A 15,754-nucleotide genomic window follows, 5' to 3' on the forward strand; every position below is an offset into this window, starting at 1 on the left:
GGCACCACCGAGCCCACCACCTGGCAGGTCGAAACCACCGACAGCACCACCGGCCTCCAGACCGCCGGCCACACCGGAATCAGCTCCTACATCGGATCCGGCATGACCAGCCTCCCCCTCACCGTCAGCTGGGACGACTTCACCGTCACCACCGTCCAGTAACGCTCAGCGACGAAACGCGACAAGCGGGTCCCGGCATCGCCGGGACCCGCTTGTCCGTGTTTCGGTGCGCCCCATCGAGCGCGCGGGCGTCGTCTCAGGAGGTGAGACCGAGGGAGTGCAGCCATTCCGCGATGGCTCCGTTCCAGCGGTCCCGGTCGTAGTTCCACAGTTTCGTGTGCCGCGCCGTCTCGAACGGCACGAACGTCACGAGGTCGGGGCGGGCCGCAGCGAGTTCGCGCGAGCCACTCGACGGCACGAAGCCGTCATCGTCGCTGTGCAGCAGAAGGATCGGGACCCGGAGTTCCTGGGCACGCTCGAGCACGTTCAGCCGCGCGAAGTCGACCGGTACCGAGAGTCCGGTGAGCAGCCGACTCCACCGGCTGCCCAGGATGCCGATCGCACCGCGCTTGACCGGCCGCGGGAGCCGGCGGGCGTCGCCCTGATAGTTCAACGTGTCGACCCAGTCGACCACGGGAGAGTCCAGCGCGACGGCGCGGATCACTGATCCGTGCGTGGACCGGAGGGCCGCCTGCAGGGCCACCGCACCGCCCATCGACCAGCCCATCAGCACGACGGACTTCGCGCCTCCCGCCACCGCGAAGTCGATCGCGGCGTCGATGTCGGCCCACTCGGTGTCGCCGAGGGCGTACCGCCCGTCGCCGCTGGGCGGCGCCTCCTCGTCGTTCCGATAGGAGATGAGCAGCGATGTGAAGCCGGCCTCCCGGAACACCGGAACGCCCCGAAGGGCCTCGGGTCGACGGGTGGCGCGACCGTGCACGTGGATCACCCACCGATCGGTCGACCGCTCGGCGGGGATGAGCCACGCCGGCGCGCGCCCCACGGGGGTGGCGACCGTCACATTGTCGTAGGGGAACCCGAGTTCCCGGGGTCCGAGGTAGAACCACCCGGCGAAGCGTCCGGTCCGGGCGCTCCGGATATCGCCGAAGTCGGTGGCGATCAGCTCGCGCGTCACGGTCGTCTCGCTGCGCCCGGTGATCTCCCCCACGCGGGTGTGCCCGCCGCCCTGCGCGAACCAGAAGCTGTAATTGCCGGGCAGCAGCGCATCGGGATGCGGGCGGAGGGTGATCCGGTCGCCCGCGGTGTTCACACCGAGCACGCGGATGCTCTCATGCCGACGTCGCACCGGTGTGACGATGCCCCGGGCGAAAGCGGTGGCGACGCTACCGGCGGACAGGGCGAGGGCCAGTCCGAGACTCCCCACGAACAGTCCGGCGGGAAGGAGCGCGCCCGCCGACGCTGCGAGCGGCGAGCGCGATGTCCTCCGTCGCGACACCGGGCGACCGGTTCGTCGTGCCACGCGCCCTCCCTCTCCTGGACTGTGCGATCCGGCCCGTGCCCGGACCGTCCGATGCGCCGAGACGACACCGGTCCCCGCTTCCGGAAGGCTCTTACACCGTTCCGGCCGAACGGCGAGCCTACGCCCCCGAATTCCTCAAGAACTCTAGTCTCATCCTGTGCCTGAGTCCCGGGATGATACGCGGTTGCCGCCGGAGTTCGCCGCCGCGCTCGAGGCCCTGCGCCGGGCGGAGACCCGTCCGGAACTCGTGGTGCACGAGATCACCGCGCCGGGCAGTCTCGCGCCGAACGCGGTCGCACTGGCCGCTGACGTCTCGCCCGCGCGACACGGCAGCGATTCGGACCTCGGCACCGGACGGTTCATCCTCCTGCATGACGAGAGCGAGCCGGAGGCGTGGGGTGGCAGCTTCCGGGTCGTCTGCTTCGCGCAGGCCCCGCTCGAGACCGACATCGGCATCGACCCGTTCCTCGCCGAAGTCGCCTGGTCGTGGCTCGTCGACGGCCTGAACTCCCGCGGCGCCGAGTACACGGCCGCGTCCGGGACCGCGACGAAGATCCTCTCGACGGGCTTCGGCGAGCTCGCCAGCCAGGGCAGTGGGGCCAAGATAGAGCTACGGGCGTCCTGGACGCCGAGGAACTCCGATGTCACCGCGCATGTGGAAGGCTGGGGAGAATTACTGTGCATGCTGGCCGGGCTTCCGCCGGTCGGCGAGGGAGTGAGTTCGCTATCAGCCCGACGAGCCGCGCGTGACTGAGACGCGCCACGACCGGCCGGTCGCCCCGGCCGCCACGTCCACTCGCCCCGAGCACGACGCCGTTGTCGTGCTCGATACGCGAGCGGACTACCTCGAGGCGGTCACGCGCATCGCGAACGGGACCGGCCCCATCGCGATCGACGCCGAGCGCGCCTCCGGTTTCCGTTATTCCCAACGTGCCTACCTCATTCAGGTGTACCGCCGCGACGCGGGCACCTTCCTGTTCGACCCGCCCGCGATCGGGTCGTTCACCGAGCTCAACGACGCCATCGGCGCCGAGGAATGGGTGCTGCACGCCGCGAGTCAGGACCTCGCCTGCCTGCGCGAGGTCGGACTCGACCCGGCGGTGCTGTTCGACACCGAACTCGCCGCGCGGTTGCTCGGTCTCCCCCGCGCCGGGCTCGGCACGGTGGTGGAGGAGCTCCTCGGCATCCACCTGGCCAAGGAGCACTCGGCGGCGGACTGGTCCACGCGGCCGCTGCCCCAGTCGTGGCTCGTCTACGCGGCGCTCGACGTGGAGTTGCTCCCGGATCTCCGCGACGTGATGGTGCGCCGACTCGAGGAGTCGGGCAAGACCGAGATCGCGCAGCAGGAGTTCGACGCCACCCTCACTCGGGAGGCCAAGCTCGTGCGCGCCGACCCATGGCGCCGGCTGTCCGGCATCCACTCCGTGCGCGGTGCCCGCAACCTCGCCGTCGCCCGCGAACTCTGGCTGGCCCGGGACGACTTCGCGCAGGAGGTCGACACGGCGCCGGGTCGCCTATTGCCCGACGCGTCGCTGCTGCACGTCGTGCGCGCGCTGCCCGCGTCGAAGCGCGATCTCGCCAACATGCGGGAGTTCACCGGGCGGGCGAGCCGCACGGAGATCGATCGCTGGTGGAGTGCCGTGGAGCGAGGGCTGACCACCAGCGAGCTTCCGCAGTTCCGGGGCACCGGCGAGTCCATGCCCCCGCCGAAGGCGTGGGCGGACAAGAACCCGGAGGCCGACCGCAGACTGAAGCGCGCGCGCACGGCGCTTGCCACGGTGTCCGAGGAGATCGAGATCCCCCTGGAGAACCTGCTGACCCCCGACACACTCCGTCGGATCGCGTGGACCCCGCCCGACGACATCTCGGCGGACACCATCGGCGCAGCATTGGCCGAATGGTCGGCGCGACCGTGGCAAATTGAGCGAACAGCACAGCTGATCGCCGATGCCTTTGTCGAAGCCCGCCAAGAACCCGTTCCGGCGCCGGAACCGGCGTCGTAGGAACAGTCAAAGGATTCAGAACGCTCCGGGGCTCTCCCTAGGATCGGTGTCGACTTGACCGAGGAGGCACAGTGGCCGAAAGAGCTGAAGTCGTGTTCGTCGACGGGGTTCGCACCCCGTTCGGACGTGCCGGCGAAAAGGGAATGTACTGGCAGACCCGAGCGGACGACCTCGTCGTCAAGGCGATGATCGGACTGCTGGAACGCAACCCCTCCCTCCCGAAGGAGCGGGTCGACGAGGTCGCCATCGCGGCGACCACCCAGCAGGGCGACCAGGGCCTTACTCTCGGCCGAACCGCGGCCATGCTCGCGGGTCTCCCGCAGTCGGTGCCCGGCTTCGCCATCGACCGCATGTGCGCGGGGGCGATGACGAGCGTCACGGCGACCGCCGGGGGCATCGCTTTCGGTGCGTACGACGTCGCCATCGCGGGCGGTGTCGAGCACATGGGCCGGCACCCGATGGGCTTCGGCGCCGACCCGAACCCGAGGTTCCTCGCCGAACGGCTCGTCAGTGAGGACGCGCTCAACATGGGCAAGACCGCGGAGCGCATCCACGACCGCTTCCCCGCCCTCACCCGGGAACGCGCGGACCGGTTCGCCATGCGCAGCCAGCAGAAGGTCGCCGCGGCATACGCGACGGGCAGGATCCAGCGGGACCTCATCCCCGTGGCCGTTCGGAGCGAGTCCGGCTGGGGCCTCGCCACCACCGACGAGGGACCCCGCCCCGAGACCACCATGGAGGGACTCGCCGGCCTCCGCACCCCGTTCCGCCCGCACGGCCGGGTGACCGCCGGCAACTCGTCCGGCCTTAACGACGGCGCGACCGCCGCGCTTCTCGCCAGTGCCGACGCCGCCAAGGAGCTGGGGCTGCGCACGAAGATGACCCTGGTGAGCTTCGCCTTCGCCGGCGTCGAACCGGAGATCATGGGTATCGGCCCGGTGCCGTCGACCGAGAAGGCCCTGCGCAAGGCCGGGCTGTCGATCGACGACATCGGGCTCTTCGAACTGAACGAGGCGTTCGCCGTCCAGGTCCTGTCCCTCCTCGATCACTTCGGCATCGACGACGACGATCCCCGCGTCAACGAGTACGGCGGCGCGATCGCGTTCGGGCACCCCCTCGCCTCATCCGGTGTGCGACTGATGAACCAACTGGCGCGCCAGTTCGAGGAGCATCCCGAGGTGCGGTACGGCCTCACCGCCATGTGCATCGGCCTCGGTCAGGGCGGCAGCGTGATCTGGGAGAACCCGCACTTCGACGGCAAAAAGAGGAAGAGGAACGGACGATGACCGCCACGACCACCTTCGAGCAGCTCGTCGCCCTCGACCCGGACGAGGTCGTCACTCACTCCTTCGTACGGGACATCCCGCTGTCGGGCGGCCGAGTGCTCTCCCTGATCACCCTCGACAACGGTCGCGATCACACCCGGCCGAACACCCTCGGCCCGGCGACCCTCCTGGAGCTCGGTTCGGTGCTCGATCGACTCGCCTCCCGCGCCGGCCGCGGCGAGATCGCGGGAGTCGCCATCACGGGTAAGCCGTTCATCCTCGCCGCCGGCGCGGACCTGAGCAAGGTCAGCGAGATCCCGAGTCGAGAGGTCGGCCGGCAGATGGCCATGCTCGGGCACCGCACCCTCGGCGCACTGGCGGAACTCGGAGTGCCGTCCTTCACCTTCATCAACGGGCTGGCCCTCGGGGGTGGCACGGAGATCGCCCTCAACTCCACGTATCGCACGGTCGACAGCAGCATCCCGGCGCTCGGACTGCCCGAGGTGTTCCTCGGCATCATCCCCGGCTGGGGCGGATCCTGGCTCCTGCCGAACCTCATCGGCATCGAGAACGCCCTCAAGGTGATCATCGAGAACCCGCTGAAGAACAACCGCACCCTGAAGGCGCCGGAGGTGCTCGAGCTGGGGATCGCCGACGCCATGTTCGGCCCGGCGAACTTCCTCGAGCACTCGATCGCCTGGGCCGACCGGGTGCTGAGCGGCGCCATCGAGGTGAAGCGACCGAATGCCCCGGGCAAGCTCGAACGGATCGCCAAATGGGACATCGCCGTGGGCATCGCCCGGCGCTCCCTCGAATCGAAGATCGGCACGGTCGCCCACGCCCCGTATCGGGCGCTCGACCTCATCAAGGCGGCGAAGAACACGACACGGGCCGAGGGGTTCGCGGCCGAGGACGAGGCCCTCGCCGACCTCATCTCGGGCGATCAGTTCCGGGCGTCCATCTACGCGTTCAACCTGGTGCAGAAGCGGGCGAAGCGCCCGGCGGGGGCACCCGACCGGGCGCTCGCCCAACCGATCACGAAGGTCGGCGTGATCGGCGCCGGGCTCATGGCCAGCCAGTTCGCCCTGCTCTTCGCCCGGCGGTTGCAGGTGCCCGTGGTGATCACGGACCTCGATCAGGCCCGCGTCGACGCCGGTGTCGCCCGCATCCGCGGCGAGATCGACGCGCTGGCGACGAAGGGCCGGATCTCTCCGGACGAGTCGAACCGGCTCGCCGCCCTCGTCACCGGAACCACCGACATGGCCGATTTCGCCGACGCGGACTGGGTGATCGAGGCGGTGTTCGAGGAGCTCGGGGTGAAGCAGGACGTGTTCGCCGAGGTCGAGCGCCACGTGTCCGACACCGCTATCCTCGCCACCAACACGTCGTCGCTGTCGGTGGAGCGGATCGCCGAGAAGCTGGAGCATCCCGAACGCGTGGTGGGCTTCCACTTCTTCAACCCGGTGGCCGTGATGCCCCTGGTCGAGGTGGTGCGGGCACCCGCCACCACCGACGTGGCTCTCAGCACCGCGATGAGCGTGGCCGCGAAGCTGAAGAAGACCGCGGTGATCACCCGGGACACCCCCGGCTTCGTGGTCAATCGCATCCTCGCGAAGATCCTCGGCGAGACCATGCACGCGGTCGACACCGGAACCCCGTTCGAGGTGGTCGACTCGGCGCTCGACGCATTCGGCATGCCGATGTCGCCCTTCGAACTGCTCGAACTGGTTGGACTCAAGGTCGGGGCGCACGTACTCGACACGCATTCCGCGGCCTTCCCCGACCGGTTCTTCGCGAGCGAGAACCTGCACGCGCTGGCGGACCTCGGGCACATCTACGAGCGGAACGCCAAGGGGGCGGTGAAGGGCTTCGACCCGGCCGCCCGCCGGATCGTGCAGGGCGGCACCAGCCCGATGACGGGTGAACAGCTTCGTCGTCGGGTCGAGCTGGGTCTCGCCGACGAAGTGCACCGGATGCTCGAGGACGACGTGGTGCACGCCGCCGAGGACATCGACCTCTGCCTCGTCCTCGGCGCCGGATATCCGTTCCAGATGGGTGGGCTCACCCCCTACCTCGACCGCGTGGGGGCGAGCGAGCGAGCGTTCGGCGGCACCTTCCACACTCCGCCCATCCGCGGCGTGAGCTAGCGCTGCGGGGGCGCCTGTATCGCCAGACCGAGGGCGCCCATGGCCGCCGGGGTGGGGTCGACCGGCGGCCACGGGATGTCTGAGGTCCAGCGGTACGTGGAACGCCCGGATTCCGCCTCGTGACGGGAGCCGTCCGGGAGCAGGACCTCGGCGGTCGCCCCGGGCGGCACGTCCGTCTCCAGCACGAACGCATTCCCGGTCCGACGCCACGTCGACGATGCCGGCCCGTACGGCGTCCGGATGCGCGCCGTCGCCCACTCCAGGGTTCCCCCGGGTACGGGGGCGATGCGCAGGCGGCGATAACCGGGCGCCGCCGGGGCGAGACCGGCGACCGTGCGCTGCATCCAGTCGGAGACGGCGCCGAGCGCGTAGTGATTGAACGAGGTCATGGCGCCCGGGTTGATCGAGCCGTCGGGAAGCATCGAGTCCCAGCGCTCCCACACCGTCGTCGCGCCCATGGTCACGGGATAGAGGAATGACGGGCACTCGCGTTCCGCGAGCATCCGATGAGCGAGGCCGGCATGCCCGCCGAGGGTGAGGGCGTCGGCGATCACGGGGGTGCCCGCGAACCCGGTGCCGATCCGGTAGCGCTGCAGGTGGACGAGTTCGGCGAGCCGGTCGGCGCCCCGCTGGCGACTCCGCGCATCCGGGTACAGGTCGAATACGATCGCGAGCGCGTACGCGGTCTGGGAGTCGCTCGAGAGACGCCCGGACGGCGCGCAGTACTCGTCCGCGAACGCCACGCGGACCCGTCGCGACAGCTCCTCGTAGTCCCGGGCGTCGTCGGTCCGCCCGAGGAGGTCGGCCGTGCGGGCGACCAGACGACTCGAGTGCGCGAACCACGCCGTCGCGACGAGCCCGCCGTCCGTTCGCCCCGCGGCGGCGTTGTCCGGCGGAGCCGAGGGATCGAGCCAGTCACCCAGCTGGAACTCGGCGTCCCAGACGAGTCGGTCACCGACCCGGCGGCGCACGGCGTCGACCCACGCCGACATGCTCGGCCACGCCCGCTCCAGCACCGCGAGGTCGCCGTAGCGCTCGTAGAGCGCCCACGGCACGGCCACCGTGGCGTCGCCCCAGACCGCGTTGGCCATGCGGTCCGCGAGGATGTTGGGCACCACCAGTGGGGGGATGCCGTCGGGATCGTCGAACTGCTCGGCCGCGAGGTCGGCGAGCCAGGAGATGAGCACGCCGGCGCAGTCGTAGATGCCCGTCGCGGCGGGCGCGAACACCGTGAGGTCACCGGTCCACCCGAGCCGCTCATCGCGCTGGGGGCAGTCGGTGGGAACGTCGACGAAGTTCCCGCGCATGCCCCAGACGACGTTCTCGAACAGCCGGGTGATCTCCGGATCCGAGCAGGTGAAGTCCCCGGTGCGTTCCATGTCGCTGTGCAGCACGACCCCCTCGACCCGGTCTATCGTGATGTCGGGGGTCGACAGGGTCAGCTCCGCGTACCGGAAGCCGTGGAAGGTGAACTCGGGCTGCCAGACGGCACCGCCCCCGGCGAGGGTGAGCGAGTCGGTGGCTGCGGCGTCCCGAAGCGGGCGCACCCCGAGCTCGTCGCACTCGAGCACTTCGGCGTGCCGCAGGGTGACGGTGGCGCCCGACGGGCCGGTCACCGCGACGCGCAGCACCCCGACGATGTTCTGGCCCAGGTCGACCCGCAGGCGGGTCGGAGTGCGCCACTCCTCGGCTGCCGGGTCGAGCACCCGGGTCGGCAGGACGGGCGGTCCGTCCGCGGCGACGAGCACCGCGGGGTCGATCTCGCGCGGGTCGACGCCCGACCAGACGGAATCGTCGAAGCCGGGCCGCTCCGAGCCTGCGAGCACGAGGCGCTCGTCGCGATGCTCGCCGTCGTAGATCCCTGTCGACACGATCGCCGACCGGGCGCTGTGCCATGTACCGTCGGTGCCGATCACGACGGTGGACCCGTCCACGAGTTCCACCTCGAGCTGCGCGAGGAGCGTGGTCCGGTTCCCGTACACATTGCGGATGCCGCCCTCCCACCCCAGCCGGCCGCGGAACCACCCGTCCGCGAGGGTGGCCTGCACCGCGTTCGGCCCCTCCCGGACCAGCGCGGTGACGTCGTGGGTGCGCACCCGCAGCCGGTGCGCGTAGCTGGTCCAGCCGGGAGCGAATCGTTCCTCGCTGATCCTCGAGCCGTTGATCGTGAGCACGACCATCCCCTGCGCGGTCAGGTGCAGCCGAGCGGAACGCACGGGCGCGCCCAGGAGGAACTCGCGTCGCACCAGGGCCGCCGGCCCTCCGGAACCCGAGTCGGCGAGCGGTGCTATCGGAAGCGCGCTCCAGTCGGAGGCGTCGAGGAGGCCCGTCTCGACGGCCGCCGGGTCGCTCCACGGCGTCGGGTCGTTCGTCGAGGCGGGTGCGGAACGGGGTCCGCCCGCCCGTCCCCACACCCGCACTCGCACGTTCCGCCGCTCCCGGGACGCGAGCGGCGCGAAAGGCCAGGGAACGAGCACGCTGTCCGGTGACTCGATGCGACCGGTGGACTCGGCGGCACCGGTCACCGGATTCGTCGCGGAGAGCTCGTAGGCGACCGGAGCCCAGCCCGCGGCAGCACCGGTCACCCGCCAGGACACCCGCGGACGGGCCTGGCCGATGCCGAGCGCGGCCCGGGAGTGCTCGAACCGGACGTCGACGACGCGCGCGCTCTCGTGCGCCCCCCGGGTCACCCCTTGACCGCTCCGCTCGTCATCCCGGCGACGATCTGCCGGTTGAAGAAGATGTACATCACGAGCGGCGGGATCGTGATCAGGAGGATGTCCATGAACAGGAGGTTCCACTGGCTCAGCGTCTGACTCTGGAAGTTGTACAGCGTGAGCTGCACGGTGGCGTTCTCGTCGCCGGGCAGGAAGTAGAGCGGACCGGTGAAGTCGTTGAACACCGCCACCGCCTGCACGACGATGACCGTGATCACGACGGGCTTCAGCAACGGCAGTACGACGCGGAAGAACAACCGGAGCGACCCAGCGCCGTCGATGATCGCCGCCTCGTCGAGCTCGCGGGGAATGGTGGACACGAAGGCCCGGAACAGCAGGATGCAGAACGACAGACCGAACGTCGCGTTGATCAGGATCATTCCGGGGATCGTCTTGAACAGCTCGAGGCCCTGCAGCACCCAGATGGTGGGCACCACGGCCGGCGGCACGATCAGACCCGCCAGAACGAAGAAGTTGACCACGGGGTTCCACCTGGTCGTCTTGCGCTGGAGCACGTACCCGACCATCGCGGCGAACACGACCATGAGGGCGATGCTGCCGACGGTGAGGATGGTCGAGTTGACGAACGCCCGGATCACGATGCCGTCGCGCACGCTCAGCACGGCGACGAGGTTGTCCCAGAACGCCCACTCCTGCGGCCAGCTGAAGGCCAGGGAGGACGACTCCGCGGCGGTCTTCGACGCCGTGAGGAAGATGAACGCGAACGGCACGAGGAAGACGACGATGGAGAGCAGGACCGCCACCGTGCCGACGACGGTGGCGCGCACCCGGGTGGCTTTCATGCGTCGACCTGCTTCCGGTTGAGGAGGAAAGAGATCGGGATCATGATGGCGGTCACGACGAGGAACAGCACGACGTTGCCCGCGGTGGAGAGGCCGTAGAAGCCCGCCTGGTACTGCTTGTAGATCACCGACGCGATCACGTCACTGGTGAAGCCGGGCCCGCCCCGGGTCGTGGCCCAGATCAATTCGAACGAGCGCAACCCGCCGATGAGCGACAGGATGACGACGGTGGCCGTCGCCGGGCGCACGAGGGGCAGCGTGATGCTGCGGAAGCTCTTCCAGGCGCTCGCCCCGTCCACCTTGGCGGCCTCGAAGTACTCGGTGGGGATGGCGACGATGCCCGCGATGTAGATGAGGCACGCGATCCCGACGCCCTTCCAGACGTCGATCAACGCCACCGAGAACAGCGCCCACTGGGGGTCGGTCAGCCAGCCGGGGCCGGTGATGCCGATCGCCGCGAGCGACTCGTTCACGAGGCCGCCGAACGGGTCGAGGAGCACCTTGAAGGTGATGCCGATGCCGATGGTCGAGACCAGCACGGGGAAGAACACGACCGACCGCAGGTATCCCCGCGCGATGATCTGCGAGGTGAGCAGCAGCGCGAGCGCGAGGCCGAGGATCACCTTCAGAGCGCTCGTCATGAATCCGTAGGCGAACGTGTTCAGGAACCCCTGCAGAAGCTGCGCCTCGGAGAAGAACTGCACGAAGTTGGCGAAGCCGATGAACTCGATGTCGAACAGCGACCACCGGGTCAGGGAGAAGTAGAACGACGCGAACGTCGGCACCGCGAAGAACACGATGTACAGGGCGGCGGCGGGAAGGTAGAACCAGGTGGGGTAGGCGCTGGCGATTCCGCCTTTGCCCCGCTTCTTCGGCGTGCGCGCCGGGTCACCGGTCACGGCGACCGGGGGCACCGCAGCGGTCGTGGTTGACGTCATCGTCACTCCTCTGGGCTCGGGGATGGAACGGCTCGGGATGGACAAGCTCGGGGATGATGGAACGGGTTCGGCACCCGGGAACCGGCATGCTCCGGCACCGGGACGGGGCCGGCGGTGGGTGGTCACCGCCGGCCCGGTGAGGATCCGACCTCAGTCGGCGCCTCGGCTCACCAGCCTTCGAGCCCGAGCTGCTGCGCCTGCTTCTTCACGTCCTCGTCGTACAGAGCCGCACCCTCCTCGGCCGTGCTGATGCCGGAGCCGACCTGCACGGTGATGTTCTCGAGGTTGGGTCCCTTGATCGGCGAGAGGAACTCGAGCGCCGGAGCGGTCTTCTCCTCGTCGAAGTAGGTCTGCAGCTCGCCGATCAGGTCGGGCACGTCGTCCGGGACGCTGCACGCCGAGGTGACGTAGGGACCGGAGGGAACGAGCGTCTCGTTCTGCACCTCGCACCCGGCGGGCGAGGTCATGAAGGCGACGAACTCCTTGGCGGCCTCGAGCTTCTCGCCCTCGGTCGTCTGCGGGATGTAGACCGCGTTCGGCTGCCAGATGGTGATGCTGGTGTTCGCCGCATCGTCGGCGGGGAGGGCGAAGACGCCCACGTCGTTGGCGTTGTCCGGGTAGTTCTGCTGGATGGTGGCGAGCGCGTTGGTGAGGATCGGGTAGTGGGCACCCTCTCCGGTAGCGATCATCCGGATACCGTCGTCGTACAGCGCCGACGCGTAGTCCTCGTTGAAGAACCCGGCGTCGAAGGCGTCCTGCTGGTGCTGGAATCCCGCGATGGCGGGCTCCTCGGCGTACTTGCGATTGCCCGCCGTGTACTCCACGGCCCAGTCGGGGTCGGCGGTGTTCACGTTGGCGTAGTCACCCAGCACGAACAGCTGGCTCGTCCAGGTGTCGCCGTAAGTCTGGATGATGGGGGCGGCCGTACCCGCGGCCGCGATGGCCTCGTTGTTGGCCATGAACTCGTCCCATGTGGTCGGGACCTCGAGCCCGAGCTCCTCGTAGATGGGCTTGTTGTAGATGACGGCACCGGCGAACGACGAACCGATCGGGGCTCCGTAGATGCCCTCATCGGTACTCACGACGGTGACGAAGTCCTCCGTCAGGTCGTCGACCCAGGGCTGGTCGGAGAGGTCGACGAGCGTCGTGTTGGGGTTCAACGCCTGGAACAGCGATCCCGAGTTGTAGTGGAAGAGGTCCGACATCTCGCCGGTGGCGAGCTTCGTCTTCATGAGGTTGTCGCCCTCGGTTCCTCCGGGCTGCGTCTGCATCGTGACGGTGATGTCATCGTTCTCGGCCTCGAAGGCCGCGATCATGGCCTCGGCCATGGCGGGCGTCGATCCACCGTTCTGCACGAGCCATTCGATCTCGACGGCGCCGTCGGCGCCACCACCACCACCACCACTTCCTCCCCCGCTGGAACACGCGGTGAGGGTGACGATCATTGCTGTGCCGGCGATAGCGGTTGCTGTGCGCAGGGCTCGGGTGCGGAAAAGCATTCTTTACCTCCTCGTAAAGGGCTCAATCGAATCGATTGGAACGATTCAACATCGCGGTTATCGTATACGCCGGTTCGCTCGTGTGTCAATCGATCCGAGTCGCTCGGTTTTCATTCGTTATCGACACCGTTCCCGCGGAACCCGGACGTCGTTTGACACCGGCGGTGAATCGTTTCATGATCGAACGGTGCGGCACCGACGCCGCCGGTGAGGAACAACGACGTGACCCTTCTGCCCGCGGACGACACCTTCGACACGCGACTCCGCCGAGTGCGCCTGTCCACCCAGTACGAATCCGGGATGCTCGGCGTGCCCGCCGACGGTGTTCGGCTCAGCTGGCGGGTCGACGCGGACGCGGGTGCCGCGCCCTCGATCGGATACCAGCTCCGCGTCGACGACCGGGTGGAGGCGGCTGTGTCGTCCACCGACTCGATCGGGATTCCCGCGCCGGGCGCTCCCCTCGGCGCACGGCAGTCCCGCACCTACGCCGTGCGTGTCGCCACGGAGGCGGGCTGGTCGAACTGGAGCGACCCCGTGGTCGTGGAGGCGGGCCTCTCCCCGTCCGACTGGACGGCCGCCGTCGTCGGTATCGACACGCCCGCGGAGGGACCGGCGCAGCTGCTCCGTCACGAGTTCACGCTCGACGACGCACCGGAGCGGGCCCGTGCCTACGCGACCTTCCTCGGCATCGGGGAGCTGTGGATCAATGGAACCCGCGTCGGGGATGAGCACCTCGCGCCAGGCTGGACCTCGTACCAGGAGCGCGTGCTCGTCTCCACCTTCGATGTGACGGCTCTGCTCGTCGCCGGTGACAACGCCGTCGCCGCGGTCGTGGCGGACGGCTGGTACCGCGGGCGGTTCGGTTTCAAGGGCCGCACCGGCATCTACGGCGATCGTCTCGGCGCCCTCGTGCAAGTGGAGGTCGACGGCGCTCCGGTGACGGTCACCGACGACGGGTGGCGCGGCGGGACCGGTGTCGTCCGGGCGGCGAGCATCTACGACGGCACCGCGGCCGACCTTCGCCTCCCCGACGCCGGCACGGTCAGCACCGTCGGCTTCGACGACTCCGGCTGGTCCCCCGTCGGCACCATCGAGTTCGACCTCGGCCGGCTCGCCCCCCGGTTCGCGCCGCCCGTGCGGACCGTGGCGGAACTCCCGATGACCGAGACGGCTCGGCCGACCGCGACGCAGCTGGACGCGGGCCAGAACGTGTCGGGGTGGGTGCGTCTGACCGTGCGCGGCCGGGCCGGCGACACCGTCACGGTGCGTCACGCCGAGATCCTGGACGGCGCGGGCGACCTCTTCACCGCGGCACTGCGTACCGCGAAGGCCACCGACACGTACATCCTCGCCTCCGACGATGAGGTGACGCTCGAGCCGCGGTTCACCTTCCACGGCTTCCGCTACGCCGAGGTGACCGGCGCCGAGGTGGTGTCGGCGACGGCGGTGGCCATCAGCTCCGACACTCCCCCGAGGTCCACCTTCCGCAGTTCGCACGAGGCCCTCGACCGGTTCCACAGCAACGTGCAATGGTCCCAGCGCGACAACTTCGTGTCGCTGCCCACCGACTGTCCGCAGCGCGACGAGCGGCTCGGCTGGACCGGTGACGCTCAGGCGTTCGCCGCGACGGCATCCACCCTCTTCGACTCCCACACGTTCTGGCGCTCCTGGCTGCTCGACCTCGAGATCGACCAGACCGACGAGGGCGGCGTCGCGTCGATCGTGCCCGACATCATCCGCTTCGAGGACCTGACCATGGGCAGCCCGGACGCCGATCCCCTCGGCCGTGCCGGCTGGGCCGACGCGGCGACCATCGTCCCGTTCGCCGTGTACGAGTCCTACGGCAGCGACGAGGTGCTCGTGCAGCAGCTCCGCAGCATGCGGCGGTGGGTCGAGCACCTGCGCCGACGCGCGGGGAGCGATGTGGTGCTGCCGCACGAGCCGTTCCAGTACGGCGACTGGCTCGACCCCGATGCCCCCGGCGACCGGCCGTGGGAGGCGAAGGTCGATTCCGACTACGTGGCGAACGCGTTCTACGTGCACTCCACCCGTCTGCTCGCCCGTGCCGAACGGCTGGTCGGCGACGCGGACGCCGCCGCCGAGTACGACGCGCTCGCCGACCGGGTCGCGGCCGCGACCTGGGAACGCTGGGGAACCGATGCCGTGACCACGCAGACCGGCGCCGCACTGGCCCTGCAGTTCGGCATCGCCCCGACCGACCGACGCGCAGCGATCGCCGACGGGCTGGCGGCCGACGTGCGCCGCGAGCGCGGCCGCATCGCCACCGGTTTCCTCGGCACCCCGCTCGTGCTCTTCGCCCTGTCGGAGTCCGGCCACCTCGCCGAGGCGTACCTGATGCTGCTGCGCCGGGAGGCGCCGAGTTGGCTCTACCAGGTGGACCGCGGGGCGACGACCGTGTGGGAACGCTGGGATGCGATCAAGACGGACGGGTCGATCCACGGCGGCGAGATGGACACGGGCGGCGGGGGCGGGATGCTGTCGTTCAATCACTACGCCTACGGCGCCATGATCGACTGGGTCTACCGCACCGTGGCGGGCCTCGCGCCCGATCCCGATGCACCCGGTTACCGCCGGGTCCTCGTCGCCCCGCGCCCGGCGGACTCGCTCACCGCCGCGGCGGCCACGATCGACACCGCGCTCGGCACCCTGTCGATCGACTGGCGACTCGGGGACGACGGCGACTTCACCGCCGAGCTCGACGTGCCGTACGGCGCGACCGCGACCCTCGACCTGCCCGTGGGCGAGGATTCGGAGCTCAGCGTGAACGGAAGCGGCGGGGTGACCGAACTCGGCCACGGCCGGCACACGATCTCGATCGCCCGGCCTGCGGTCGTGTCGACCGCAGCCTGAGTTCCTCGACGACCGTTCCGATCCGCATCGA

Annotated in this window: 10 protein-coding genes; 5 read left to right on the forward strand and 5 right to left on the reverse strand. The window is 69.6% G+C overall.

Annotated elements, in window-relative coordinates:
• Positions 1-256: 256 nt before the first annotated feature.
• Positions 257-1,480: an alpha/beta hydrolase family protein gene (locus EY822_RS00005; RefSeq protein ID WP_227496891.1), complete on the reverse strand. Its 1,224-nt coding sequence runs from the start codon at positions 1,478-1,480 to the stop codon at positions 257-259.
• Positions 1,481-1,637: 157 nt separating this feature from the next.
• Between EY822_RS00005 and EY822_RS00010 the strand changes: the two genes are divergently transcribed.
• The 4 genes from EY822_RS00010 to EY822_RS00025 all read left to right on the forward strand — a co-directional run bounded on the left by EY822_RS00010 (position 1,638) and on the right by EY822_RS00025 (position 6,895).
• Entirely contained in the window at positions 1,638-2,234 is a 597-nt protein-coding gene (locus tag EY822_RS00010) for a DUF3000 domain-containing protein (protein WP_150306389.1), read from the forward strand.
• A 67-nt stretch (positions 2,235-2,301) separates the two neighbouring features.
• The gene (locus EY822_RS00015; RefSeq protein WP_227497292.1) at positions 2,302-3,483 is read left to right on the forward strand and encodes an HRDC domain-containing protein; all 1,182 of its coding nucleotides are present in this window, start codon (positions 2,302-2,304) and stop codon (positions 3,481-3,483) included.
• A 71-nt stretch (positions 3,484-3,554) separates the two neighbouring features.
• Positions 3,555-4,769: a thiolase family protein gene (locus tag EY822_RS00020; protein ID WP_150306391.1), complete on the forward strand. Its 1,215-nt coding sequence runs from the start codon at positions 3,555-3,557 to the stop codon at positions 4,767-4,769.
• Positions 4,766-6,895, forward strand: coding sequence for a 3-hydroxyacyl-CoA dehydrogenase NAD-binding domain-containing protein (locus EY822_RS00025; RefSeq protein WP_150306392.1), 2,130 nt, complete (start codon positions 4,766-4,768; stop codon positions 6,893-6,895). Before EY822_RS00020 ends, EY822_RS00025 begins: the two co-directional genes overlap by 4 nt.
• On the opposite strand, the gene EY822_RS00030 is transcribed toward EY822_RS00025, so the two are convergent.
• The 4 genes from EY822_RS00030 to EY822_RS00045 form a co-directional block, all read right to left on the reverse strand.
• Positions 6,892-9,585 (reverse strand): family 78 glycoside hydrolase catalytic domain, encoded by a 2,694-nt coding sequence (locus EY822_RS00030; RefSeq protein ID WP_150306393.1) that lies wholly within the window; start codon positions 9,583-9,585, stop codon positions 6,892-6,894. The two genes, EY822_RS00025 and EY822_RS00030, sit on opposite strands and share 4 nt — an antisense overlap.
• Positions 9,582-10,415, reverse strand: a complete 834-nt coding sequence (locus EY822_RS00035) for a carbohydrate ABC transporter permease (RefSeq protein ID WP_150306394.1) — start codon at positions 10,413-10,415, stop codon at positions 9,582-9,584. Before EY822_RS00035 ends, EY822_RS00030 begins: the two co-directional genes overlap by 4 nt.
• Positions 10,412-11,353, reverse strand: coding sequence for a carbohydrate ABC transporter permease (locus EY822_RS00040; RefSeq protein WP_150306395.1), 942 nt, complete (start codon positions 11,351-11,353; stop codon positions 10,412-10,414). The genes EY822_RS00035 and EY822_RS00040 overlap by 4 nt, the downstream gene beginning before the upstream one ends.
• Positions 11,354-11,520: 167 nt before the next feature.
• A complete protein-coding gene (locus EY822_RS00045; protein ID WP_150306396.1) occupies positions 11,521-12,852 on the reverse strand; it encodes an ABC transporter substrate-binding protein in 1,332 nt (443 codons plus the stop codon).
• A 222-nt stretch (positions 12,853-13,074) separates the two neighbouring features.
• Here EY822_RS00045 and EY822_RS00050 point away from each other — a divergent pair, with 222 nt between their 5' ends.
• The gene (locus EY822_RS00050) at positions 13,075-15,723 is read left to right on the forward strand and encodes an alpha-L-rhamnosidase (protein WP_150306397.1); all 2,649 of its coding nucleotides are present in this window, start codon (positions 13,075-13,077) and stop codon (positions 15,721-15,723) included.
• Positions 15,724-15,754: the final 31 nt, after the last annotated feature.

This window comes from Planctomonas psychrotolerans, from assembly GCF_008642235.1.
Taxonomy (GTDB): domain Bacteria; phylum Actinomycetota; class Actinomycetes; order Actinomycetales; family Microbacteriaceae; genus Planctomonas; species Planctomonas psychrotolerans.

Excerpts from the sequence above, each read along its gene's own strand:
- EY822_RS00045 (WP_150306396.1), bottom strand. The coding sequence starts at position 12,852 with ATGCTTTTCCGCACCCGAGCCCTGCGCACAGCAACCGCTATCGCCGGC.
- EY822_RS00040 (WP_150306395.1), bottom strand. The coding sequence starts at position 11,353 with ATGACGTCAACCACGACCGCTGCGGTGCCCCCGGTCGCCGTGACCGGT.
- EY822_RS00035 (WP_150306394.1), bottom strand. The coding sequence starts at position 10,415 with ATGAAAGCCACCCGGGTGCGCGCCACCGTCGTCGGCACGGTGGCGGTC.
- EY822_RS00025 (WP_150306392.1), top strand. The coding sequence starts at position 4,766 with ATGACCGCCACGACCACCTTCGAGCAGCTCGTCGCCCTCGACCCGGAC.